The following is a 22,791-nucleotide window of genomic DNA, read 5'->3' on the forward strand; positions in this document are numbered from 1 at the left end:
AATTAAGTTCCTGTTGATGTTTTTCGTTGCGAAGTTAGTCTTAGAGCCATGGATACACGGTGTGTATGCAGGAAATAGAAAATCTACGGTTAATGATTAATTGATGATTTTCGACATAGGAAATGATTTCTCCCTTCGGCGGCCAACTTAAGGTGAGAAAAAACAAAAAACAGCTATATCCATTTTTAGGAGTTTTTCCATGGACAAAATGTTTAAACGTACACTTTTAGGTGCAGCAGTGGCGACCGCTGCTATGTCTGGTTCTGCAAATGCAGCAGTTGAACTAGCAGGCGATGCAGTACAATTTTACGGTCAAGCAGCAGGCTTCATGATCGTTGCAGATAACAATGTTGATGAGACTACCAGTGCTGGTGGTGTAATCGAGTCTCGCATTGGTTTCCGTGGCACAGTAGAATTTGAAGATTTCGGCCCTGATTTGGTGTGGCAAATTGAAGGTGGCAACGCTGACAACTCAGCTAAATCTGGCCAGCTTGGTGCTCGCGATACTTACCTAGGTTTGTCGTTTGCAAATGGCAACACATTTAAATTTGGTCGTCAGTTAGTTGCAGCATACAACTACGTTGACTGGCCACACACTAACCCTGGCTTGGGCGGTGTATTTGACTGGCACAACGATATTGGTGCGTCTTACCAAGATCGTGCTGACAATGTATTCCGTTTTGATTCTGCTAGCTTCAATGGCTTCAACTTCCAAGCAACACTAAGTGGTATGGAGCAAGAAACTGAGCGTATGGTTGCAAGTTTAGGTACTTCATATACTACCGATATGTTTAGTCTACATGCTGGTTACTACCAACAGAAAGCACATAGCAAAGGTGTAGATGAGCCGACTAAGTGGATCGTAGACCAAAATACCGGTACTGTCGCTATCAACCCAGATTGGACTGCTTGGTCTAATGGCGGATCTGCTAAGTTCGAAACGGTAGATAAGCAAAGCTATACTATTGTCGGTGGTAGTTTCTTCTTAGGTAACACTACTTTAACCGCTGGCTACAAGATGATGAAGTTTGGTGCAGCTAAACAAAACGCTTTCTCAGCAACTGCGCAGCACGTGATTGATGGCACTTGGGTTCTGAAAGCAGGCTACGCGGCTACAGACGATGCAACAGCGAAAGACGGTTCGAAAATGGAAAACTCTGCAGACAAAGCTGTTACAGCTCGTCTAGGTTACCTACTACCAAGCGCTTACCTGTACATCGACTCTCGTAACTCAAAAGTTAGCCACAAAGACAACAAGTGGAACAACAAAGATTGGACTCACCAAATCTTAGTTGGTGCTGAGTACTACTTCTAATTTGGTATCAACCAAAATTGAGTAAGTCATTAACTACGAGCACCCTAGTTGGGTGCTCGTTGTACATAAGGGAACATGAATGAAGATGATAAAAACTGTTGGTATTGTTGGTGCTGTGATTACTTCATTTGCCCCTATGGCAAAAGTAGACTTAACGTTTCACAGAGATATTTCACCTTTAATTATTCAGGGCGAAGAAGTCGGTTTTTCTTTGTTTAATAAAAGCGCCTACCAACTCGAAGATGGTCAGTCGCAAATCGTTCTGAGAGTGTCGAAATTAGTAGACAAGCAAGGTGAAAAAGAGAAGTTCAATTCAGAAGTACTTGTGGTTAGTTTTGATGCAAGTAATGAACAAGTTCTGATTGAACCTGGAATGACTATCACGCGTAAAGAACACGCAACGGCGTTTGACGCTAACCCAAGTTTAAAAATTACCAGTTCAACTGGGCAAAAACTCGACTACCAGCAGGCGATCCTTCCCGCTTCTATGGGGGTGACACGTGACTATGAAAAAGAACTGGCCAAGTTTAATAAGGCCAACGGCATTGTTGTACCCGGCATGGTAGCAGCAACGGCCGTTGAATCTCAGTCGGCCATTCAGTCTGCACAACCCTCGTCGGCTCAATCTATGGTTCAGTATTGGTATGAAAAAGCACAACCAGTAGATAAGGAGCAGTTTGTTGAGTGGGCGTTTGCCAATCGTAAGCAGCAGCAACTAGAAGCGCTAGACAGTGACTCAAAACCACTTGAAATGATGAGCTACTGGTACACCGAGGCAGATGCGGGCGAGCGCAAAGCTATCTTTGCTTGGCTTGTAAGCCAGTAACCAAATACCCGAGCCGAGAGCAACGACGTTGCTCTCGGTATTTAATTGGGCTACTTAGGGCTACCGCCCTTGCTTTTGCATATCATACTCGGTAAATAATCTGTCTGACCATTAGGCAGTTGACAGTCGACAAAAGGACCTAGCTGAGAGCTATTGCCTGCGTTAGCCAACGCACCAAAAGCAAGTAGTAGCGTGACAGCCGCGAATAGTATGCGCTTCATAACACCTCCACGATTTCCAGTGAATTACACCTAATTTTAGACTAAGTTTTACGACAAAGAGTTGCGTTGATTTTGTAACAATCTGCAACAGTGGTGGCGATAAGCGTTTGATTACGATCCGGTCTCGATATGTCGTGTGAGATGCAGAAGAATCCCTTCTACTGACTCGACGACCACACGCTCCCCTTTCTTCATCTCAATCGGAGTCTCTGCCGCCCATGTGGTATCGCCCAGCTTGATACGATTACGACCTGGCTGTAAGTCTTCTTCAAGGACGATAACAGTGCCGATTAACTGCTTGTGTTTTTGATTCAGTTGACGATTACTGTCACTCTCGGTGTCTGATTGATATTGTCGGCGCCACCATAGCCAGGTGGTGGCGAGAGAAAAGACACCAAACGCGACCCATTGCAGTTGCCAACTAAGTGGCAGAAAAGTCATTAGCACTCCGACCACTATGGCCGAAAGCCCAAGCCAAAGTAGGTAACCGGCCGTGCCGAGCAGCTCACTGGCTAACAATACCAACCCAAACGCTAGCCAATGCCAATAATTGACACTCTGCAACAACTCAATCATAGCGACCTCTACTTACTCGGTTTCGAGTGTTGGAACATTTCAGCAATACCGGCCACCGAGCCCATTAATCCAGACGCTTCGAGCGGCAGCATGATGATTTTACCGTTTTCAGCCTGACCAATGGTTTTCAGTGCGTCGGTATAGCCTTGCGCGATAAAGTAATTTACGGCTTGCATATCACCTTGCGCTATCGCTTCCGATACCATAGTGGTTGCGCGCGCTTCTGCTTCTGCCGCACGTTCGCGCGCTTCTGCTTGTAGTATCGCCGCTTGCTTATCGCCTTCGGCTTTTAATATTTCAGCCTGTTTCTGACCCTCTGCTCGCAATATTTCAGCCTGACGAATCCCCTCAGCCTCAAGAATCTCAGCACGTTTATTTCGCTCGGCTTTCATTTGCGCATTCATCGCAGCGGTAAGATCAGCTGGGGGCTGAACATCTTTAATCTCAATTCGGGTGACTTTAACACCCCATGGGTTGGTTGCTTCATCAACGATAGAGAGCAGCTTGGTGTTGATCATATCGCGCTGGCTGAGCATTTCGTCAAGCTCCATTGAGCCTAGTACAGTACGAATGTTAGTCAGAGTAAGATTGCGGATAGCGTGTTCAAGATTGCTCACTTCATAAGCTGCTTGAGCTGCATCGATCACCTGAACGAAACAGACTGCGTCTATGGTGACATTGGCGTTGTCTTTGGAAATGACCTCTTGAGCAGGTATGTCTAATACACGCTCCATCATATTAATCTTATGGCCAATTCTGTCGATGAAGGGAATGATGATGTTCAAGCCTGGCTTGAGCGTGTGTGTGTAGCGACCAAAACGTTCAACGGTCCAGTTGTTGCCTTGTGGGACAGTTTTTACCGCAGCAACGATGACCGCTATGATAGCAAAAATAAAAACGCCGATAGTCACCAATGAGTCAATAGCCATCTGGGGATTCCTTATGAGAGTAGTTGCTTTATTGTTGCTCCATTAAATCAGCTTAACAATGGTAGAAATGAGACTTTGACTCTGTTTTTAATAGAAAAAGAGCCGGATGTGACCGGCTCTCATTGGGGACTATGATTGGCTAGTACAGGACGGAGTAAAGTTGTCGGCGGTACTTCGCAGCGATGGCATTTCCTTGACCTAGTGCCGCGAGAATATCCATAAAAGACTTTTTGATTTCGCCATCAAGAGCGTTGAGATCAGTGCGAAGCGTGTTCCACAATACCTCTAGTGCCTCTTCATCACGTTTTACTTTATGATAGCTCAGCGCCAGTTCGTTGACGATTTTTAGATCGGTCGGTGTGCTCGCTAGCGCTTGTTCAAGTGCTTGGATCTCGGGGCTATCTGCAGCTTGTTCATGCAGCTCTAACTTAGCGACTAAACCTTTGTAATAGTTGTCTTGGTACTCAAGCGGGATATGTGCCAACAGTGCCTTAGCTTGAGCAAAGTCTTGCAGCTCAAGGTGGCAATCTGCCAGTGCGAGTTTAATTTCGGCTTTTTGCTGCCAATCTGCACTAAGAGCTTGGAGGAGCGCCAAAGCTTGAGTGTGTTGCCCTGACTGCAGCATCTCTAGCGCTTGTTTGGCTTGCCGCTCATCTTGACTTGGCAAGTGTTTGTTGAGCATATCTTGCACCGCGCCGATGGCTTGTGGCCCGCCCAATCCGTCGACAGCTTGACCGTTTACAAACAAGGCAATCGTCGGTAAAGCTTGGACACCAAACTGGCTGGCAATCATCTGCTCCTGCTCACAGTTAAGCAGCGCGAGGGTAAAGGCACCATTATACTGCTGAGTGAGCATTTGCAGCTCAGGGATAATTTGAGCGCTTTCTTCACTCATCGGCGCCCAAAAGTGAATGAGTACCGGGGTTTGCATCGAGCCTTCTAGGACTTGACGGAAGTTTTGTTCGTTAAGCTCAACAATGTATGGCGATTGCATTTAGCCTTTCCTTGTTTGGTTGTCTTTGTTTATCAAGTGTGGGCGAGAAGTCGGAATTTCAAGTCTTAGCAAGCGGGATAACTAGGGGCTGAGATTGATATCTTGACGCTGAAAATCAAAACGCCCCCACTGGTTTTAACCAATGAGGGCGTTCGTTACTGCGAAGCGAAGGTGTTTATAAAACGATAAACAGAGTTAGCGCAACACCCACACTCAGCCAGTTCAACTGGTTTAGGGTCATATTATTATTCCGAATGTAGCGCTTGAAATTGTTAGGGCTAAACCCCGAGTATCAAATTAGCGTATTATTGTTACGAAAAAATTACACCGTTACACTTTTTATGCGGCTTGATTCAAAATGCGATCAAGTAATCGAGTCGGCAGTACCCGCTTCAACACCGCAAACACTTTTGTTGGTGTGGTCACTCTATAACGCGCTTTAGGCTTGGGGGACTCGAGCGCATGTATCACTGGCGCGATGCATGCTTCGGTAGGTAGGACAAACGCTTTACTCGAGGTATCACTGTCGAGTCTTGCCATCTGTTGCTGATATTGTGTTTGATGAACACTTCCCTCGATAGTAATCCACTTTTTGAAAGCGAGCAGGGCATTGGCCCGGAATTGCGTTTCGATAGGGCCGGGCTCCAACAGTGAAATATGGATGCCGCTACCCATTAGCTCAAGACGCAGGGTGTCGCTCCAACCTTCAATTGCAAACTTTGATGCGTTGTATGCGCCGCGATATTTCATCGCTGCAAACCCCAGCACCGAACTGTTCTGAATGATGCGGCCGTAGCCTTGTTGACGCATTATGGGCAGGACGCGTTTGGTGAGTTGATGCCAGCCAAAAAAGTTACTTTCAAATTGCTCACGCAGTGCCTGTGTGGGTAAGTCTTCTAGAGCACCGGGCTGACCGTAAGCGCCATTGTTAAACAGCGCGTCGAGTCGGCCATCAGTGAGCTTGAGAGTTTCTTCAACGGCTTGGTCTATGCTCTCCGAGTTGTTGAGATCCAATTGAATTGTAGTGAGCCCTTCGGCGCGCAGTCGCTCGACATCGTCTTGGTGACGACAAGAAGCGATCACTTGGTAGCCTCTTTGTTGCAGAGCGTGGGCACAGGTGTACCCGATGCCGGTAGAGCAACCGGTAATGAGAATGGTCTTTATCATTATTGTTCCAAATGCATCGTCAACGGTTTAGTCACGATGCTGCAGTAAATTTTTTAATGCGGGTTCGATTCGTGAATAACTAAAGTGAAATCCAAGCTCAGTCAGTTTCTTGGGTTTCGCTCTAATGCTATCAAACAGCAGTACCGAACTCTCTCCCATCATTAATCGCATCACCCATTTTGGGGTGCGGAGTACATGGGGGCGCTTAAGCACTTTAGCGAGGCTTTGGCTGAACTCTTTGTTCGTGACTGGATGAGGAGCGCAGAGATTAAACTCGCCATGAGCATGCGGTGTCTCAAGCAGATAAACGATAGCGCGCACCATATCGAGCATGTGGATCCAAGGCATATACTGACGACCACTTCCTAATAGCCCACCTAACCCCAATCGATACGGCGGCAACATTTTTTGCAATGCGCCCCCATCGATTCCCAGTACCACGCCTGTTCTGAGTAAACACACTCGCGTCATTTCAGAGCGCGCACGGTTGGCGATTTGCTCCCAAGTGGCGCAGACGTGGTGGGGGAAACCATGATCGGTCACGTTGAGTGTTTCATCGAAAGGGTGATGTTGTTGATCGCCGTAGTAGCCGACCGCTGAGCCACTGATAAACACATTAGGTGGATTGGTACTGGCATGGATAAGCTCCACCAGTTTTTCGGTAAGCAGCCAGCGGCTATCGCAAATCACCTTTTTTTGCGTGTTGGTCCAGCGCTTATCAGCGATTGGCTCTCCAGCAAGGTTAATGACAGCGTCGAAGTCATTGAGGTGATGGAATGATTCGAGGTCGGTGATGTACGTCACATTTCCCATATCGGTATGATTTAGTGCCTGCTTTGCGGCCTCGGGGTTACGAGTAAGGAGCACGATATCATGGGTGGTCAAGTGCTTGAGCAGTTCGCGCCCGATGAACCCCGAACCTCCGGTCAGCAGTACTTTCATTTTCCATCCTTATATTTTTTGAGGAGCTAGCCACTAACGATAGTCAACTATTGTTACTAATTATAGCGACTTAGCGTTAAAAGTGATCACATGTGGCAATATCACAAAATTCATATTTTGTTACTTTTATCCGCAGCGACGTCGTAGGAATCACATCAGCGAGCCATTTTGTTTGTCATGCTTTAGTTGGGTGCAAACCGTGTGCAACATGCTAGGAGGCGGAGTGGGAGCAGTTATCGCGCTGATGAAAGCGCTATTGGGAAGCTTAAGAGATCTAGTTCCTATTATTGTGGTGATCGCCTTTTTCCAGTTAGTGGTTTTGCAAGAGCCACTGCCCAACCTAGTTTCAATTCTGCTCGGGTTAGTGTTAGTCATTTTTGGCTTAACTTTCTTCATTTTTGGCCTAGAAATGGGGCTGTTTCCCATCGGAGAAAGTATGGCCCAAGCCTTTGCTCGCAAAGGTAGCGTGTTTTGGCTTTTAGTGTTCGCATTCTGTTTGGGTTTTGGTACCACAGTGGCAGAGCCTGCTCTGACGGCCGTTGCCTCAGAGGCCGCTGAAGTCGCGGCGGAAGGGGGGATGATCGCCAACACCTCAGAATCTATGGAGGGTTACGCTGATGGACTACGTTATACCGTCGCTTTGTCTGTTGGCATGGCGATTTTGCTTGGGGTATTACGCATACTCAAAGGTTGGCCGATTCAATATATGATCATTGGCGGTTATGTTGGGGTAGTGGTGCTCACTATGTTTGCGCCGCAGAGCATTATCGGTGTGGCGTATGACTCTGGAGGCGTAACAACGTCAACCATTACAGTACCTCTAGTCACGGCGTTAGGCGTTGGGTTGGCGTCGGCGATTAAAGGGCGAAACCCTATGATTGACGGGTTCGGACTTATCGCCTTTGCTTCTTTGTTGCCTATGATGTTTGTGATGGTTTATGGCATGGTGGTGGCATGATCGATTGGGCCCATTTTGTCGATACCTTTATTGGCACCATTACCGATGTGTTGCCGATTGCGACGATCATCTTTGGCTTTCAGTTTGCCGTGCTTCGCCGTCCAGTGACGAATCTACCCAAAGTCATTTTGGGCTTCTTCTATGTCATTCTTGGCTTATCTCTGTTTCTTATCGGTCTCGATTTGGCGCTGTTTCCTTTAGGGGAAACGATGGCCACTCAACTCACCGCGCCTGATTTTATCACCGAATTTCGCCTGTCACTCAGTGGTGCATTCACTTGGATGGATTATTACTGGGTGTATCTGTTTGCCTTCTTTATTGGGTTTAGCACCACGATTGCAGAGCCTTCGCTTATTGCAGTGGCGATTAAAGCCAATCAAGTCTCCGGGGGCAGTATCAGCGTCAACGGCTTACGAATTGCCGTGGCTCTTGGCGTGGCGATAGGCATCTCATTGGGTAGCTATCGGATTGTAGTCGGCGACCCAATTCACTATTACATTATCGTGGGTTACATCATTGTGGTGGTGCAAACCTTTTACGCACCGAAACTGATTATTCCGTTGGCTTACGACTCTGGCGGGGTGACGACATCCACGGTAACAGTACCGCTGGTGGCGGCTTTAGGGTTGGGCCTGGCATCGACAGTGCCGGGAAGAAATCCAATGATCGATGGCTTCGGCTTGATCGCATTTGCCAGTCTGTTTCCGATGATATCGGTCATGGGCTATGCACAAATAACTCAGTGGCTCAATAAAGAGACTGAGCGGGAGGATGAAGAAAATGCGCTTTAAATTACTATTGGCTTTTGTCGAAGATAGTAAAACTGACGTGGTGCTAGATGCCGCTCGAAAAGCAGGGGCTACTGGAGCCACAGTGATTAACAATGCTCGCGGTGAAGGTTTAAACCAAAAGCGGACCTTTTTTGGACTGACACTCGATGTGCAAAAAGATGTGCTGCTGTTTGTGGTTGAAGAGCACTTATCTCGGCATATTTTAGAAACTATCAATGATGTCGGCGAGTTTGACCAAGAGTCAGGCCAAGGCATTGCCATTCAGATCGATATTGAAGATGCCGTGGGGGTGGCTCATCAAGTCGAGAAGCTAACCAAAGTCGTAGAGGACGAGTTATGAGTGAACACATTAAAGTGCGAGTGCGCGATGTAATGACTAGCAACTACGTTGTGATTGATGGGTTGACCACAGTAAAAGAGGGTATCCAGCTCGCCAAGAGCCACCAAGTTAAAGCTCTGGTGGTCGATAAGCGTAACAACGATGATGAATACGGCTTGGTGTTAATGAATGATATTGCTAAAAAAGTGCTGGCAAAAAATCGCTCTCCAGAGCGAACCAATATCTACGAGATCATGACCAAACCTGCGCTATCGGTGTCACCTGAAATGAATGTGAAGTATTGTGCGCGCCTATTTGAGCGCTTTGGTATCAGCCGAGCGCCAGTGATTGATGATGGCAAGATTGTCGGCATGGTGAGCTACAACAATATCGTGATCAACGGTATGATTCGAGATGAATAGTCTGTCAATTTTGCTAAAATCGCTCTCTATTTACTGGGAGATGATGTCGTGAAATTGTTTTTTGCCTCCGACCTACATGGCTGTTTGCCTGCCACTGAAGCTATGCTCAGCCAATATCGCCAATCAGGCGCTGAGCATTTGATTTTGCTAGGGGATATACTCAATCACGGGCCACGTAACCCCGTCCCGGAAGGGTATAACCCTCAAGCTGTGAGTGAGCGATTGAATCAATATGCTCAGGATATTATTGCTGTTAGAGGTAACTGCGACAGTGAAGTCGACCAGATGCTACTCAGCTTTCCTATGATGATGGACTACGCTTGGGTGCTTCTAGAAGGCGGCCGACGCCTTTTTCTCACTCATGGTCATATCTACAATAGCAACAACAGACCTCCACTGCGCTCGGGAGACGTGATCGCTCATGGCCACACTCATATTCCAGTGGCGCAGTGGCAACAACAGCAGATCATTTTTAATCCAGGTTCGGTGACCTTCCCGCGCGATGGCTTTACCGCCAGCTACGGCTTACTTGAGCAAGGGCGTTTGCAAGTCATCACTTTTGAAGGCGAGGTGTTGGCCCAAACTGAGCTTTAAAGCAGCAGAGGGTGACCTCTGCTTGCTCTTCTATTTGCTATCCGAGTGGCCGAGATCGCGCTCTGGATCTATCAGGTCGCGTACGCGCTGTTTTAACACTTTGGCTTCAGGGAAGCCGCCATCTTGTTTGCGTTCCCAAATTTGTCTGTCATTACACCAGATTTCAAAACGACCACCGGTATCAGGATGAAGCGAGACGGTGTCTATCTCTTCACTAAACGTGTGCAGCAACTCTTGGCATAGCCATGTTGATCTCAACATCCAGTTGCATTGGCGACAGTAATAAATATCGATTTTGGCTTTGTTCATAGCAAACCTTCATAACAGCAATTTTAATCCGACCGCAAAGGTCAGAATTTCAAAACAGAGTTTAATCACCCGGTTACTGTAGCGAGTCGACAGGTAAGCGCCTAAACTTCCTCCAGCAAAGGAACCGAGCAACAAAATGGGAAGCCAAGGCCAGTAAACGGTCGCGCCTGCTTGCACAATGGCTACCCCGCCAAGACCGTTCCAGAACAGTCCCACACACAGCATCGTCAGTGCGACCGCTTGTTTGTAGCTGTAACCAAACCAGCGTACTAGGAATAGGGTCACCAACAACCCAGAACCCGCAGTTAATGAGCCATTAATCACCCCAATCAGGGCAATAATGATGCCGCCAAGCAGCCAACCTTTAGTGTCTCTATTTAGTGCCACCTCGCTGTGGCCAAGTTGCTTTTTGAAGTGCGAATAGACGCCGAGGGCGAGTATCATAGCGCCGAGCAGTTTCTCGGCGATATCTGCCGGGATCAGTAGCACCATATTGGCGCCAACAACAACGCCTAAGCTACCTGTAGCGACTAAGTAAAGCGCCACCTTAACACTAAAGCTGCGCTGTTTGATATGGGTATAGGCGGCGCCAAGCCCAAGGGCAACGCTGGCGATTTTATGAGTAGCGAGCGCGACTGAAAACGGCAGACCAAAAAAGATCAGCAGGGGAAATTGCAACAAGCCAGCTCCGCCGCCAGACAGGGATGCCAAGGTGTTAGCGATGAGAGAGCCTAATAGTAGGCCTAAAGAATTTATCCAGTCCATAGTATAGAAAAGGGGCATCATGCCCCTTCTAGTGATATCAGTTACTAAACAGTACCGTAGAGCCGTGACTTAAGCTAGTCAGGAGTAGGGTCTTCTCGTTAACGATATCAATACGGCGGCTCTGTTGAGCATCCAGTTTAAAGAACTGAGTGATGATATGCAGTTGTTGCGGAGTAAAGTCTTTACTCTGTGGTGATGAGACATCTTTGAACTCTGTCGGCGAAATCAACAAGTAGTTGTCGCTGATATCCCATTCTCCCGTTTCGGAAATATTAATCACGCTTTCAGTGGAGCCATTGAGAGGGTAGAGGCGCATGTTGGAAACACGAATGTATGTGTTGTTGGGTAGGTACTTCACATTAGAGACAACATCGACGCGGCGAAGTGGTCCTACGGCCTCTTCGGTTTCTTCCTGTAATTGTTCGGTAATGACAGTAACCATCTTTGACTGCCACTCTTTAGATGTGAGTGTCTGTTCAACTTTCAGATCGCTACCCCAGTAGAGCCAGCTACTAAATAGAGCGGAAGCAATCAACAAAATAATCGCGTACTTTTGGTTCATCGTAGGTTCCTAGTTGCAGACGGTGCCGAGATCAGTTTGCTCCGTCACGATTCTGAGCGTGACGCTTTCCCCTGAATTTGCAAGCGAGTGAATGTAGTTGAGTACCAATTGGCTGTTTTGTCCGCCGGTTGCTATGACTTCAATTGGGGCCTTATCGCCAGTGTGAGTTTCGTTGTAACTTTTCACACACTGCTCAATTGAAGGGTACCACTCAGTTAGATCTGGGTGATTGAGCGGAGTTTTGACTGCAACCTTGTCGTATACGCCCAGTTGTCTGAATTCAGACTCAGCAGGGTTAGTAAATTGAAGCACACAGATAGGCAGTAGTAATGCCGCTAATAGCAGCAGTTTCGTGCCCCAACTGGTCGAAACTTTGACAGGTGAAGAGCGGGTGATGGGAGCCGGTTCAGTCTGCACTGTTGGTGCGTCGACATTGGCGGGCTCTTGAGCTGGCGTTTCTGTCTCTAGCGACGCTTCGGTTGGTTCTTCTTGCGGTTCTTCGTTGCCACTCAAAAGTGGCGTGACACGCTCGACGCTACAAATCAGCTGATAACCGCGTTTAGGCACAGTTTTGACATACATTGGTGATTTAGTCGAGTCATTGAGAAGCTTTCTTAGCGTTGAAATCGCTTGAGTTAAGCTTGAGTCATCAACCTCGAAGCCTTGGCGGCGCCAAACAAAGTCGTGTAGCTCATTGCGCGACACGATTTCACTCGGTTTTTCACATAATAAAAGCAGGATACGGCTTTCGTTACTTCCTAGACGGATAAGCTCGTTGTCACTCTCTCTGTCCGTAAGAGAGTTAGTGTTTGGGTCAAAGGTAAATCTATTTGCAAGATTAAACTTAGTACCTATGTTACTCATCAATCGGTAGCCATTTTATTAAAAGTTTCGGGGGAGCAAGCACTTACCGAGCATTGCTGATAAACCAAGCAGATGCCAGTTTATAGTTTTTGATTTTTAAGGGTGTCAAGAATAGTCAAAATAAAAGCAAAAAAACACTGTTTTTATGTTTGTTGACCTTGAATTTACATTTGTCACCCTCATCTTATTTGGCAGATTACAGCCAAATAGCATTGACAGTATGAATCTATTGGCTTGATAAGTATAGAACTTATGGAGTTATCATGAGCGAAACAGTTACCCAAAATAAAGAAACTCGCGGCTTTCAATCTGAAGTCAAACAACTACTTCATTTGATGATTCACTCTCTTTACTCAAACAAAGAGATTTTCTTGCGCGAGCTGATTTCTAATGCCTCTGACGCTTCTGACAAACTGCGTTTCCAAGCGCTTTCAAATCCTGATTTGTATCAAGGCGATGCAGACCTAGGGGTCAAGTTATCGTTTGATGAAAACGCCAACACTCTGACTATTTCCGATAACGGTATCGGTATGAGCCGTGACGATGTGATTGAGCATCTCGGCACGATTGCTAAGTCAGGTACGGCTGAGTTCTTCTCAAAACTGTCTGAAGAGCAGTCTAAAGATTCACAGCTTATCGGCCAGTTTGGTGTTGGCTTCTATTCTGCGTTTATTGTTGCCGATGCGGTCACTGTGCGTACTCGCGCAGCAGGCCTAGCGTCAGATCAGGCGGTACAATGGCACTCGGCAGGAGAGGGTGAATACACCATCGAGACCATCAACAAAGAGTCGCGCGGTACGGACATCATCTTGCATATGCGCGAAGAGGGCAAAGAGTTCCTCAACGAATGGCGTCTACGCGAAGTGATCAGCAAGTATTCAGATCACATCGGTATTCCTGTGTCGATCCAGACGGCAGAGCGCGATGACGAAGGCAAAGAAACCGGCGAGAAGAAGTGGGAACAGATCAACAAGGCGCAAGCGTTGTGGACCCGCAATAAATCCGATATTACAGAAGAAGAGTATCAAGAATTCTACAAGCATGTTTCTCATGACTTTGCTGATCCTTTGGTTTGGAGCCATAACCGAGTAGAAGGTAAGAACGACTACACAAGCTTGCTGTACATCCCATCAAAAGCGCCATGGGATATGATGAATCGCGACCATAAATCAGGTCTGAAATTGTACGTACAGCGCGTATTCATTATGGATGATGCTGAGCAGTTCATGCCCTCATACCTGCGCTTTGTACGTGGTTTGATAGATTCCAACGATCTGCCATTGAATGTGTCACGCGAAATCCTGCAAGACAACAAGGTCACTCAATCTCTGCGCAATGCGTGTACTAAGCGTGTGTTAACTATGCTAGAGCGTATGGCGAAAAACGACGAAGAGAAGTACCAAGCGTTTTGGAAAGAGTTTGGTCTCGTCATGAAAGAAGGGCCGGCTGAAGACTTCTCAAACAAAGAGAAAGTGGCGGGTCTATTGCGCTTTGCGTCTACCGAAGTCGACTCTGCGGAACAAACCATTAGCTTGGCATCTTACGTTGAGAGAATGAAAGAAGGTCAAGATAAGATCTACTTCCTCACGGCGGATAGCTACGCGGCAGCGAAGAACAGCCCGCACCTTGAGCAATTCAAGGCAAAAGGCATTGAAGTTATCTTGATGTACGATCGCATCGATGAGTGGTTGATGAATTACCTGACTGAATTTGATGGTAAACAATTCCAGTCGATCACGAAAGCGGGTCTGGATCTGAGCAAGTTTGAAGACGAGCAAGAGAAAGAAAAACGCAAAGAGACCGAAGAAGAGTTCAAGTCAGTGGTTGAGCGCACTAAAGAGTACTTGGGTGACCGAGTGAAAGATGTGCGTACCACCTTCAAGTTAGCGACAACGCCAGCGGTTGTGGTCACTGATGACTTTGAAATGGGCACGCAAATGGCCAAGCTGCTTGAAGCTGCGGGTCAGGCTGCACCAGAAGTGAAGTACATTTTTGAAATCAACCCTGAGCATGAGTTGGTTAAACGTATGGCAGATGAAGCCGATGAACAAGCGTTTGGCCGCTGGGTCGAAGTGCTTCTAGGCCAAGCGATGTTGGCAGAGCGAGGTTCGATGGAAGATCCTTCGCAGTTCTTGGGCGCCATTAACACGCTTTTGACTAAGGGCTAATAGTTAAAAAGAACCAAAAAGCTCGCATCTTGCGGGCTTTTTGGTTTATTTGCATTAATCAGCAATGAAATGTCGAGATGTTGCAGCGAATAATGAGTCGTTCAGCATTCTTTAGTCGTAATTCACTCTCGCCCGATGATTTGTGTGGTAGAATGCAACCTTGAAACCGAATGAGTAGGCGTGTAATGTGCACGCCTCTTTTATTGCTAACAGTAAACAGTTATACCGAAACTTACCGTGCGCATTGGTCGCATTAAGCTCTGTGTGAGACCTTTAGGCTATATGTGAAATATAGTGAGCTTCGGTATAAATCATCATTATCTTAAGAGGATTCAACATGCGCATCATTCTTCTAGGTGCTCCAGGTGCAGGTAAAGGCACACAGGCTCAATTTATCATGGAGAAGTACGGTATTCCACAAATCTCTACTGGTGACATGCTACGTGCTGCTATCAAAGCTGGTACAGAGCTTGGTAAACAAGCGAAAGCTGTGATTGACGCTGGTCAGCTAGTTTCTGATGAAATCATCCTTGGCCTAATCAAAGAGCGTATTGCTCAAGATGACTGCGAAAAAGGTTTCCTACTCGATGGCTTCCCTCGCACTATCCCTCAGGCAGATGGCCTAAAAGAGATGGGTGTTGATGTCGATTATGTTATCGAATTCGACGTTGCAGATGATGTGATCGTTGAGCGTATGGCAGGCCGTCGTGCTCACCTTGCTTCTGGTCGCACTTATCACGTTGTATACAACCCGCCAAAAGTGGAAGGCAAAGATGACGTGACTGGCGAAGATCTTGTTGTTCGTGATGATGACAAAGAAGAGACCGTTCGTGCGCGTCTAGGTGTATACCATGATCAAACTGCTCCGCTCATTGAGTACTACGGTAAAGAAGCGGAAGCGGGCAACACTAAGTACCTCAAGTTTGATGGTACTAAGCAAGTGGCTGAAGTCAGTGCCGATATCGAGAAAGCACTAGCATAATTCGCTTACCGTGAAATTTGAAAATTTGTTATAGTGAAAAGCGACCTGACTAGGTCGCTTTTTTTATTGCAAGGTGTTGATCATTCTGATCAAACGCTACGTAAATCTCTATTTCAGTGTCTATGGGTAGCTATGCAAAATAATAAAAAACAGGGTGTGTTGTTGGTCAATTTAGGGACGCCGGACGCAGCCACAGCCCCTGCGGTCAAACGATTTTTGAGTCAATTTCTCCACGATCACCGCGTTGTTGATATGACACGTTGGCTTTGGTGTCCTCTTCTTCATGGGGTAATTTTGCCAATTCGTGCGCCCAAAGTCGCCAAACTGTACCAAAGTGTATGGATGGAAGGTGGCTCGCCATTGATGGTCTACTCAAAACAACAAGCAGATAAGCTACAGGCGAAGTTAGAGATGCCCGTTGAATTGGGCATGACCTATGGTAATCCAAGTTTGCAAACGGGTTTGCAAGCCTTGCTTGATCAAGGTGTCGAAGATGTGATCGTGCTGCCGCTATACCCTCAATATTCTGGTACCACAACAGCGGCGGTGTCTGATGGCCTGACTAAGGCGTTCAAACAGTTGCCAGTGATGCCCGGTTTCCACTTTATCCGCGATTACTATCAGCATCCTCTTTACATCAAAGCGTTGGCGGCCAGTGTCAAGAGATCGTGGCAGGAAAAAGGCAAAGGGGACTACTTGCTCTGCTCATACCACGGAATTCCGAAGCGTTTCGCTGACAATGGCGATGTTTACCCTCAGCACTGTGAGCAGACTACCGAGCTTCTGGCGCGTGAACTTGATTTAACGCCAGAGCAAATCGGTATGACGTATCAGTCTCGTTTCGGTCGTGAGGAGTGGCTCAAGCCATACACAGATAAAACCTTAGAGACTCTGCCAGGTAAGGGCATTAAGAAACTCGATATCATTGCTCCAGCGTTTTCTGTCGATTGCTTGGAAACATTGGAAGAGATTTCTGAGCAGTGCCAAGAGATTTTCCTTGAACATGGTGGCGAGTCATTTACCTACATCCCATGTCTCAATGACGATGACACTCATATCGAAATGATGGCGGCATTGACCAAAGCTTAGTTCCTCAGCAACCCAACCTACTAATACAAGGCCAGATCTTCTGGTCTTGTTCATTCGTTAATCCCTTCTTAAACACGACGCCACCTCATTCAAAGTGGCTGTGTAAGTGATACCTGTCGCAGTTTGTGTGAGTGCCTTCCTAAAAAGAACTCAAATAGTGGTGAGCCGACTCTCGTTTTGTATGTCGCTGGACTTTAGTTTATTGCTCTGGGTCACGAAATGCGTAACCCTGTAATCGTTCTTTTCTTTTATTGCCTTGTTTTAAAAGAAATAATTAAGGTTATGTTTTTTTACAACGAGCCAAGTTGCACTATTCTGTAATTTATTTTTCAATGAGAATTAAGTCCTCGTTGATAGCAACACTTTTAGGAAGGACGGCCGCTGTGTTGAGAGAGCAATGGCTCCAAGTCAATACAGCTCACTTTAAAATAGGCAGATGAACATGAAAAAATTAATTACTTTTAGCGCACTTTCTCTTGCTGTAACTTCTTCCGCTTTCGCGGCTTCTTCATACGTTACTGGTAACGTTCAATTCCACTCTGAAAACAAAAATCCGGACGTAACGTCAACGCTAGAAGCTGGTCATACGTTCGATACCGGCACGACATTATTGACAGAGTTTGATGGCATTTCACTAGGTAGCTACGAAGATAATTACACCGGTGCTAAGGCGACGCCATTCATTACGTTAGGTATTGAGCAGAGTTACGCTATCAATGATAACTTATGGGTTGCTGTTGGTTATCACCACCTATTAAATGATGGTAAAACCGTGCAACATCGCCCACTGGTGAAAATCGGCTACAACTTCGACAATGGTTTAGCGCTCAGCAATCGTACTCGTTACCACGATATGAAAAATGGTGACAATGACCAACTACGTTTCGATAACCGCATCGGTTACGCAGTCGCTGATATGCCTCTATCTCTAGCTTACAACAACGTTTACGTACGTAACGACAAATCAGCCAATACGATGGACCACGAGTTTCGTGCCACTTGGACTCGCGAAGGCGTTCAACCATACTTTGAGCTACGTAGCCAAGGTCATGGCGCCAAAAATACAGATGGCAGTGATAAGAAAGAAAACACAGCATTCGTATTTGGTGCATCTTACGGCTTCTAAGCCACTCTTAATCCTGTCGGTTATGAAAAAGCCCAAGCAATTTGCTTGGGCTTAATTGTTGTTACTTCGCTTCGTAGTGGCGGTATTCAAATACTTGGCCTTTTTCGTTAAAGGCAAACACCGAGTACTCATCTTGCTTGTCGCCATATTCCATTCCCGGCGAGCCCATTGGCATACCCGGAACCGCTAGGCCTTTGGCGTTGCGAGGCGGGTTAGCTAAAAAGGTTTTGATGTCTTCAGCGGGGATGTGCCCCTCAAACACATAACCATCAATTTCAGCCGTGTGGCACGAGGCAAGCTCAGGAGTGATGCCTAATTGTTGTTTGATCGGGTTCATGTTCTCATGCAGTTTCTCTTCGACAGTAAAGCCTGCTTCTTGCATGTGTTTAGTCCACTCAGTGCAGCAGCCACAGTACGGAGACTTATGGTTGAGTACGTCGGTCGCCAATGCGGTCCCGGAGATAAATAGAGAAGCAGTCAGTGCCAGGGTTTGTATTTTCATAGTAACCTCTACGAAGTTTTGAAGAGTCTCAGGCGATTAGCATTGCTAACGACTGTTATGGATGATAGTGCCATTGCTGCGCCTGCGACAACTGGGCTAAGCAAAAAGCCGAAACTGGGGAAAAGAACCCCAGCCGCAATCGGAATTCCCAATGAGTTATAGACAAAGGCACCAAATAAGTTCTGTTTCATATTACGCACAGTGGCTTTGGACAGCTCAATGGCGTTGACCACAGCTAACGGAGAAGAGTTGAGCAGCGTCATCTGCGCGCTTTCAATCGCTACGTCACTTCCGCTCCCCATAGCAATACCAATATCGGCCAGTGCTAGGGCAGGTGCATCGTTCACTCCGTCACCAATCATTGCTACACGACGTCCCTGTTGCTGTAGCTCCGTTATATGGCCTGCTTTTTCATCGGGCAGTACCTGTGCAATCACTTGTTCAATACCTAACTGCGTGGCAATCGCTTTGGCCACGGTTTGATTGTCACCCGTGAGCATAATCGGAGTTATATTGCTGGCTTTTAGGCGCTGGACCGCCAGTTTGGCATCCTGTTTAATCGGGTCGGCGATAGCAATTACCCCAGAGACATTTCCGTCACTGCTCACTACGACAGGGGTCCATGCTGAGTCTAGATAACGCTCAATCACTGATTCTATGCCTGACAAATCCCATGCTTGTTGCTTGGCATAGTTGAGCGAAACAATCGCGATTTGCTGGCCATCAATGGTACCCATTACCCCTTGGCCGCGGCGGTTATCGAACAGATTAACTTCGAGAAGAGTCAGTTGCTGCTGGTTAGCTTTTTCGACGATGGCTTTTGCCAATGGGTGTTCGGAGTGCTTCTCTACCGAAGCAGCAACAGCGAGTAATCGCTCACTATCACCGTCGATGGCGAACAGGTCTTCAACCGCGGGTTTGCCTTGCGTCAAAGTGCCGGTTTTATCAAATACCACAGTATCGATGCGACTTGCAGACTGCAAAACATCGGCATCCTTAATTAAAATCCCCATTTCAGCGGCTTTCCCTACGCCGACAGTGACCGATAGCGGGGTTGCTAAACCCAAAGCACAAGGGCAGGCAATAATCAGCACAGTGGTGGCCACAACCAACATGTAGCTGGCTTTGGGTTCAGGGCCAACAGCGAACCAAACCGCGGCAGATAGGCAGGCAATGGCGACCACAACAGGCACAAATACCGAAGATATCTGGTCGGCCAATTTAGCGATGGCGGGTTTACTGCTTTGCGCTTCGCGGACCATAGTAATAATGCGCGACAACATAGTGTCGCTGCCTACTCCTGTCGCTTTAAACAACAACGAACCATCTTGGTTAATCGTGCCTGCAGAGACAGTGTCACCAGCCGCTTTCGCCACAGGTAAGGGTTCACCGGTGAGCATTGACTCATCAAGGTAAGATTCACCGGAGATCACTTGACCATCAACTGGGATCTTTTCTCCCGGTCTCACTCGTAACGTCATACCGACAGTAATGGCATCGATCGCGATTTCACTGTCACCATTTTCGCCAACCAGCGTCGCGGTTTGTGGCTGTAAATTGATTAATGCTTGTAGAGAGCGAGTGGTTTTCGCCTTGGCTTTGGCTTCAATGTAGTGGCCGAGTGAAATCAAGCCGATAATCATCGCACTGGCTTCAAAATAGACGTGTCGTGAAGCTGCGGGAAACCACTGTGGAAATGCGACCACTAACATAGAGAATAGCCACGCAGCGCCGGTACCAAGCGCCACCAGAGTATCCATAGTCGCTCGCTTGTGTGTGAGAGCTTGCCATGCGTTAGTAAAGAACGAACGACCCGCTGTGGCCAGTAACCAAAAACAGACAGCCCCAACCAGTCCCCATGCCCACTGTTCTTGGCTGTTGCGAATCATCATGTTACCGCCAAATACGCCCCACAGCATAAGTGGGCCACCAACCAGCATACCACTAATGGCGCTATTTTTATGATGACGTTGAATCGTTTGCTGCTGTTTAAGTTGCTGCTGCTGTTGAGTGGCGGGATCGTCCACGATACTCGCTTGATAACCTGCTTGCGTGCTTGCCTCGACAATTTTCTCGACGATTTGATTCGGTTGTGTAGAAACAAAAACCATAGCACTTTGTTCGGCGAGATTGACTTGCACGCGCTCGACGCCACGAACAGAAGCGAGCGCTTTTTCAACCGAAGAGACGCAGCTTGCGCAGGTCATTCCTGAAATGAGCAGGTGCACTGTCGCGAGGGGCTGATCCGATGATGTCGGTGTTTGCGCCTCTGTTTCACTGTCAGGTTGCGCCATGTTGAGCGTATCTTCCGGGCGCTCGTCGCTAGCTTGGTAGCCTAACTCGGCGACCTGACGTTTAATTGTCTGTGCAGAGTGTAGGGTAATAATCGTCAACTCTGACTTGGACGCTTCAAAGCGGATGTTGCTTTGGTCTTGTTCTAGCGCTTGATTGAGTTTGGTAACACACTTGCCGCAGTTAAGTCCGCTTAAGTGGAAGTGAAAGCGATTTCCTGCTTGGTAGCCCAGAGATTCGATAGTTTGAGCCAAGGCAGGCAACGAGCTGTCGCTTTCCAACGTAACCAGAGTCGGAGATAACTCAAGTATGGTGACTTGATGTTGCTGATTCAACGCGTTTTCTACTTTGCGCGCACATCCCATGCAGTTTAATCCTGAAAGGGGAATTTCATACCTTGCCATAGTCGACACCTCGCATTGCTAGTGTTGCTAAGCGTAAACCTTACCGCAAGGGTAAGGTCAAGTGACAAATGACAAACGTTAAAAACTGGCTTTTCGATGCCGAGACCGGAGTCGAGCTTGCGAGTCATTTCAAACTTCCTAGCCAGAAATAATCAAGAACTCTCAATCTGTATCAAGTGAAAGTGATTTGAGTTACATATTGATGGCTAATTTCGCGCAGATAACGCTCCGGAGATGATTTTTGACGTTTTTGAATCTTTTTGTTTTCAATTAAGTTATTGATTTGTAATGATTATAAATATTTTGGTTATTTTTGATTTGAGCTTGATCAGAGAATTATTTGAGTTAGTTTTTGAAAGAAAAAAAGTTTGCCACTATGCCCCTGTCCATAAATAACTCCCTTGAAACAGCGAGTTAGCCCTGCTGGATAGGGAATGAAATTCAAATAAATGTATAGGGTAATTCTTATGTCTCACTTTAAAAAAACTCTTGTTGGCGCAGCGGTTTCGACTGTTGTACTCGCTTTGTCTGGCTTGGCCGTCGCAGATACGAACCTGAATCCAGCAGAAGTAAAATATGAGCAAGGTATCTATGGTTTGATTGCTATGCAGGTGGCAAATCGTGATTACGACAACTCACCACAAAACGATGGTGTTCAGTTCAACAACGAGTCTCGTCTCGGTTGGCGTGGTACGGCGAAGTTCGATAGCTGGGATAACTGGACTTTTTTGTGGCAAATTGAGTCAGGTTATGTCGATGAGTCATTTGCCGGTGAAAATGGCGGCAACGGCTATTTAGGTCGTCGTGATACCTTCGTCGGTTTTGAGCATGACACTATTGGTAAAGTTCGTGTAGGTCGTGTGTTAACGCCCATTTATGAACTGATAGATTGGCCTGCAACCAACCCGGGAATGGGGAACGTTTGGGACTGGGGCGGTAATATTGGCGGCAACAATTTTAATGATCGTCAATCCGACACCATTCGTTGGGATACCAATGAACTGTGGAAAGGCTTCACCATGGATATCGCCGCCGGTGCGGGTCAAGACCGTGCCGGTGCTACAGACAGCACTAAAGCCGGTAGCAACTACTGGCACGGTATGGCAGCACATCAGCAGTTCAGCGGTGATTGGGGGTGGATCCAGTTTGACCTAGCCTATGAAATGAACTACGACACAGTGGAAGGCGATAACGAAAAGTACTGGGATAATCAGACTTACCTCGTCGGCTCTCAGGGTGGTTTCTCAAATGGCTTAGGCTACTTTGCATACTACCGGATTGCTGAAGCGCAAGATACGAAAGGCAGTGATGAAGCAGAACACTCTTACTCTGTCGGTGTGACATACAATTTTGGTGAAGGTAACAAGTGGCAAGCGAAGGTCGCACACGCTGAAAACCTTGGTCTAGAAGTCGATGGCAAAGACATTGACGGTACCAAAGACAAAGTAACCTCTATGCAGCTAATGTATTCCGTTGATACCAATGCGGTTGTTTACGCTCGTTACGCAATGAATGATTTAGAAAATACCGGTAAAACTGGCGAAGGCTATCAAGGTCGTTGGAAGTCGGACAGCTTTAATGAAGCGTCTGTCGGTATCGAATACTGGTTCTAATACTGGTGAACATTGTCTGGGCGGCGACTTGCCGCCCTTAGTCGTTTACTCTTCTCTGTGA

24 protein-coding genes are annotated in these 22,791 nt (G+C 47.0%); 12 read left to right on the forward strand and 12 right to left on the reverse strand.

The window, feature by feature from the left end:
* Positions 1-199 precede the first annotated feature (199 nt).
* Entirely contained in the window at positions 200-1,315 is a 1,116-nt protein-coding gene (locus tag MTO69_RS03515; RefSeq protein WP_248331182.1) for a porin, read from the forward strand.
* A gap of 79 nt (positions 1,316-1,394) precedes the next feature.
* Positions 1,395-2,141 (forward strand): YccT family protein, encoded by a 747-nt coding sequence (locus tag MTO69_RS03520; protein WP_248331184.1) that lies wholly within the window; start codon positions 1,395-1,397, stop codon positions 2,139-2,141.
* Between the two features lie 50 nt (positions 2,142-2,191).
* Here MTO69_RS03520 and MTO69_RS03525 read toward each other — a convergent pair whose 3' ends face one another.
* The 6 genes from MTO69_RS03525 to MTO69_RS03550 all read right to left on the reverse strand — a co-directional run bounded on the left by MTO69_RS03525 (position 2,192) and on the right by MTO69_RS03550 (position 6,970).
* Positions 2,192-2,362, reverse strand: coding sequence for a hypothetical protein (locus MTO69_RS03525; RefSeq protein ID WP_248331186.1), 171 nt, complete (start codon positions 2,360-2,362; stop codon positions 2,192-2,194).
* A gap of 111 nt (positions 2,363-2,473) precedes the next feature.
* Positions 2,474-2,938: an NfeD family protein gene (locus tag MTO69_RS03530; protein WP_248331188.1), complete on the reverse strand. Its 465-nt coding sequence runs from the start codon at positions 2,936-2,938 to the stop codon at positions 2,474-2,476.
* Between the two features lie 8 nt (positions 2,939-2,946).
* A complete protein-coding gene (locus MTO69_RS03535) occupies positions 2,947-3,867 on the reverse strand; it encodes an SPFH domain-containing protein (RefSeq protein ID WP_248331190.1) in 921 nt (306 codons plus the stop codon).
* Positions 3,868-4,006: 139 nt separating this feature from the next.
* Positions 4,007-4,861, reverse strand: a complete 855-nt coding sequence (locus MTO69_RS03540) for a thioredoxin family protein (protein ID WP_248331192.1) — start codon at positions 4,859-4,861, stop codon at positions 4,007-4,009.
* Positions 4,862-5,200: 339 nt separating this feature from the next.
* A complete protein-coding gene (locus tag MTO69_RS03545; RefSeq protein ID WP_248331194.1) occupies positions 5,201-6,028 on the reverse strand; it encodes an SDR family oxidoreductase in 828 nt (275 codons plus the stop codon).
* Between the two features lie 27 nt (positions 6,029-6,055).
* On the reverse strand, positions 6,056-6,970 hold the full coding sequence (locus tag MTO69_RS03550; RefSeq protein ID WP_248331196.1) for a TIGR01777 family oxidoreductase: 915 nt from the start codon (positions 6,968-6,970) through the stop codon (positions 6,056-6,058).
* Between the two features lie 223 nt (positions 6,971-7,193).
* Between MTO69_RS03550 and MTO69_RS03555 the strand changes: the two genes are divergently transcribed.
* The 5 genes from MTO69_RS03555 to yfcE are packed head-to-tail and all read left to right on the forward strand — an operon-like array spanning position 7,194 to position 10,054.
* Positions 7,194-7,928 (forward strand): DUF1538 domain-containing protein, encoded by a 735-nt coding sequence (locus MTO69_RS03555; RefSeq protein WP_248331198.1) that lies wholly within the window; start codon positions 7,194-7,196, stop codon positions 7,926-7,928.
* Entirely contained in the window at positions 7,925-8,719 is a 795-nt protein-coding gene (locus MTO69_RS03560; RefSeq protein WP_248331200.1) for a DUF1538 domain-containing protein, read from the forward strand. The genes MTO69_RS03555 and MTO69_RS03560 overlap by 4 nt, the downstream gene beginning before the upstream one ends.
* A complete protein-coding gene (locus tag MTO69_RS03565) occupies positions 8,709-9,059 on the forward strand; it encodes a P-II family nitrogen regulator (protein ID WP_038175510.1) in 351 nt (116 codons plus the stop codon). Before MTO69_RS03560 ends, MTO69_RS03565 begins: the two co-directional genes overlap by 11 nt.
* Complete coding sequence (locus MTO69_RS03570; protein ID WP_248331202.1) at positions 9,056-9,460, forward strand: CBS domain-containing protein; 405 nt, start codon at positions 9,056-9,058, stop codon at positions 9,458-9,460. Before MTO69_RS03565 ends, MTO69_RS03570 begins: the two co-directional genes overlap by 4 nt.
* A gap of 48 nt (positions 9,461-9,508) precedes the next feature.
* A complete protein-coding gene (gene yfcE, locus MTO69_RS03575; protein ID WP_248331204.1) occupies positions 9,509-10,054 on the forward strand; it encodes a phosphodiesterase in 546 nt (181 codons plus the stop codon).
* Positions 10,055-10,084: 30 nt separating this feature from the next.
* Here yfcE and MTO69_RS03580 read toward each other — a convergent pair whose 3' ends face one another.
* The 4 genes from MTO69_RS03580 to MTO69_RS03595 are packed head-to-tail and all read right to left on the reverse strand — an operon-like array spanning position 10,085 to position 12,554.
* On the reverse strand, positions 10,085-10,363 hold the full coding sequence (locus tag MTO69_RS03580; RefSeq protein ID WP_248331206.1) for a SelT/SelW/SelH family protein: 279 nt from the start codon (positions 10,361-10,363) through the stop codon (positions 10,085-10,087).
* 9 nt (positions 10,364-10,372) lie between these two features.
* Entirely contained in the window at positions 10,373-11,128 is a 756-nt protein-coding gene (locus MTO69_RS03585) for a sulfite exporter TauE/SafE family protein (protein ID WP_248334325.1), read from the reverse strand.
* A 37-nt stretch (positions 11,129-11,165) separates the two neighbouring features.
* Positions 11,166-11,690, reverse strand: coding sequence for a regulatory protein ToxS (locus tag MTO69_RS03590; RefSeq protein WP_248331208.1), 525 nt, complete (start codon positions 11,688-11,690; stop codon positions 11,166-11,168).
* A gap of 9 nt (positions 11,691-11,699) precedes the next feature.
* Complete coding sequence (locus MTO69_RS03595) at positions 11,700-12,554, reverse strand: winged helix-turn-helix domain-containing protein (protein ID WP_248331210.1); 855 nt, start codon at positions 12,552-12,554, stop codon at positions 11,700-11,702.
* A gap of 263 nt (positions 12,555-12,817) precedes the next feature.
* Here MTO69_RS03595 and htpG point away from each other — a divergent pair, with 263 nt between their 5' ends.
* The 4 genes from htpG (at position 12,818) to MTO69_RS03615 (ending at position 17,919) form a co-directional block, all read left to right on the forward strand.
* Positions 12,818-14,722, forward strand: a complete 1,905-nt coding sequence (htpG, locus tag MTO69_RS03600; protein ID WP_248331212.1) for a molecular chaperone HtpG — start codon at positions 12,818-12,820, stop codon at positions 14,720-14,722.
* Between the two features lie 337 nt (positions 14,723-15,059).
* A complete protein-coding gene (gene adk, locus MTO69_RS03605; protein WP_248331214.1) occupies positions 15,060-15,704 on the forward strand; it encodes an adenylate kinase in 645 nt (214 codons plus the stop codon).
* Positions 15,705-15,836: 132 nt separating this feature from the next.
* Entirely contained in the window at positions 15,837-16,793 is a 957-nt protein-coding gene (gene hemH, locus MTO69_RS03610; protein WP_248331216.1) for a ferrochelatase, read from the forward strand.
* A gap of 442 nt (positions 16,794-17,235) precedes the next feature.
* Positions 17,236-17,919: an oligogalacturonate-specific porin KdgM family protein gene (locus MTO69_RS03615; RefSeq protein WP_248331218.1), complete on the forward strand. Its 684-nt coding sequence runs from the start codon at positions 17,236-17,238 to the stop codon at positions 17,917-17,919.
* 61 nt (positions 17,920-17,980) lie between these two features.
* Here MTO69_RS03615 and MTO69_RS03620 read toward each other — a convergent pair whose 3' ends face one another.
* Complete coding sequence (locus MTO69_RS03620; RefSeq protein ID WP_248331220.1) at positions 17,981-18,421, reverse strand: DUF411 domain-containing protein; 441 nt, start codon at positions 18,419-18,421, stop codon at positions 17,981-17,983.
* An 8-nt stretch (positions 18,422-18,429) separates the two neighbouring features.
* Complete coding sequence (locus MTO69_RS03625; RefSeq protein WP_248331222.1) at positions 18,430-21,117, reverse strand: heavy metal translocating P-type ATPase; 2,688 nt, start codon at positions 21,115-21,117, stop codon at positions 18,430-18,432.
* Positions 21,118-21,584: 467 nt separating this feature from the next.
* On the opposite strand from MTO69_RS03625, the gene MTO69_RS03630 reads away from it, so the two are divergent.
* Complete coding sequence (locus MTO69_RS03630) at positions 21,585-22,730, forward strand: porin (RefSeq protein WP_248331224.1); 1,146 nt, start codon at positions 21,585-21,587, stop codon at positions 22,728-22,730.
* Positions 22,731-22,791 lie beyond the last annotated feature (61 nt).

The organism is Vibrio sinaloensis (assembly GCF_023195835.1).
In the GTDB taxonomy this organism is placed as follows: domain Bacteria; phylum Pseudomonadota; class Gammaproteobacteria; order Enterobacterales; family Vibrionaceae; genus Vibrio; species Vibrio sinaloensis_C.

Bases quoted from the DNA above. Each gene is read 5' to 3' on its own strand.
- MTO69_RS03515 (WP_248331182.1), top strand. From the start codon at position 200: ATGGACAAAATGTTTAAACGTACACTTTTAGGTGCAGCAGTGGCGACC.
- MTO69_RS03520 (WP_248331184.1), top strand. From the start codon at position 1,395: ATGAAGATGATAAAAACTGTTGGTATTGTTGGTGCTGTGATTACTTCA.
- MTO69_RS03525 (WP_248331186.1), bottom strand. From the start codon at position 2,362: ATGAAGCGCATACTATTCGCGGCTGTCACGCTACTACTTGCTTTTGGT.
- MTO69_RS03530 (WP_248331188.1), bottom strand. From the start codon at position 2,938: ATGATTGAGTTGTTGCAGAGTGTCAATTATTGGCATTGGCTAGCGTTT.
- MTO69_RS03535 (WP_248331190.1), bottom strand. From the start codon at position 3,867: ATGGCTATTGACTCATTGGTGACTATCGGCGTTTTTATTTTTGCTATC.
- MTO69_RS03540 (WP_248331192.1), bottom strand. From the start codon at position 4,861: ATGCAATCGCCATACATTGTTGAGCTTAACGAACAAAACTTCCGTCAA.
- MTO69_RS03545 (WP_248331194.1), bottom strand. From the start codon at position 6,028: ATGATAAAGACCATTCTCATTACCGGTTGCTCTACCGGCATCGGGTAC.
- MTO69_RS03550 (WP_248331196.1), bottom strand. From the start codon at position 6,970: ATGAAAGTACTGCTGACCGGAGGTTCGGGGTTCATCGGGCGCGAACTG.
- MTO69_RS03560 (WP_248331200.1), top strand. From the start codon at position 7,925: ATGATCGATTGGGCCCATTTTGTCGATACCTTTATTGGCACCATTACC.
- MTO69_RS03565 (WP_038175510.1), top strand. From the start codon at position 8,709: ATGCGCTTTAAATTACTATTGGCTTTTGTCGAAGATAGTAAAACTGAC.
- MTO69_RS03570 (WP_248331202.1), top strand. From the start codon at position 9,056: ATGAGTGAACACATTAAAGTGCGAGTGCGCGATGTAATGACTAGCAAC.
- MTO69_RS03580 (WP_248331206.1), bottom strand. From the start codon at position 10,363: ATGAACAAAGCCAAAATCGATATTTATTACTGTCGCCAATGCAACTGG.
- MTO69_RS03585 (WP_248334325.1), bottom strand. From the start codon at position 11,128: ATGGACTGGATAAATTCTTTAGGCCTACTATTAGGCTCTCTCATCGCT.
- MTO69_RS03590 (WP_248331208.1), bottom strand. From the start codon at position 11,690: ATGAACCAAAAGTACGCGATTATTTTGTTGATTGCTTCCGCTCTATTT.
- MTO69_RS03595 (WP_248331210.1), bottom strand. From the start codon at position 12,554: ATGAGTAACATAGGTACTAAGTTTAATCTTGCAAATAGATTTACCTTT.
- htpG (WP_248331212.1), top strand. From the start codon at position 12,818: ATGAGCGAAACAGTTACCCAAAATAAAGAAACTCGCGGCTTTCAATCT.
- adk (WP_248331214.1), top strand. From the start codon at position 15,060: ATGCGCATCATTCTTCTAGGTGCTCCAGGTGCAGGTAAAGGCACACAG.
- hemH (WP_248331216.1), top strand. From the start codon at position 15,837: ATGCAAAATAATAAAAAACAGGGTGTGTTGTTGGTCAATTTAGGGACG.
- MTO69_RS03615 (WP_248331218.1), top strand. From the start codon at position 17,236: ATGAAAAAATTAATTACTTTTAGCGCACTTTCTCTTGCTGTAACTTCT.
- MTO69_RS03620 (WP_248331220.1), bottom strand. From the start codon at position 18,421: ATGAAAATACAAACCCTGGCACTGACTGCTTCTCTATTTATCTCCGGG.
- MTO69_RS03625 (WP_248331222.1), bottom strand. From the start codon at position 21,117: ATGGCAAGGTATGAAATTCCCCTTTCAGGATTAAACTGCATGGGATGT.
- MTO69_RS03630 (WP_248331224.1), top strand. From the start codon at position 21,585: ATGTCTCACTTTAAAAAAACTCTTGTTGGCGCAGCGGTTTCGACTGTT.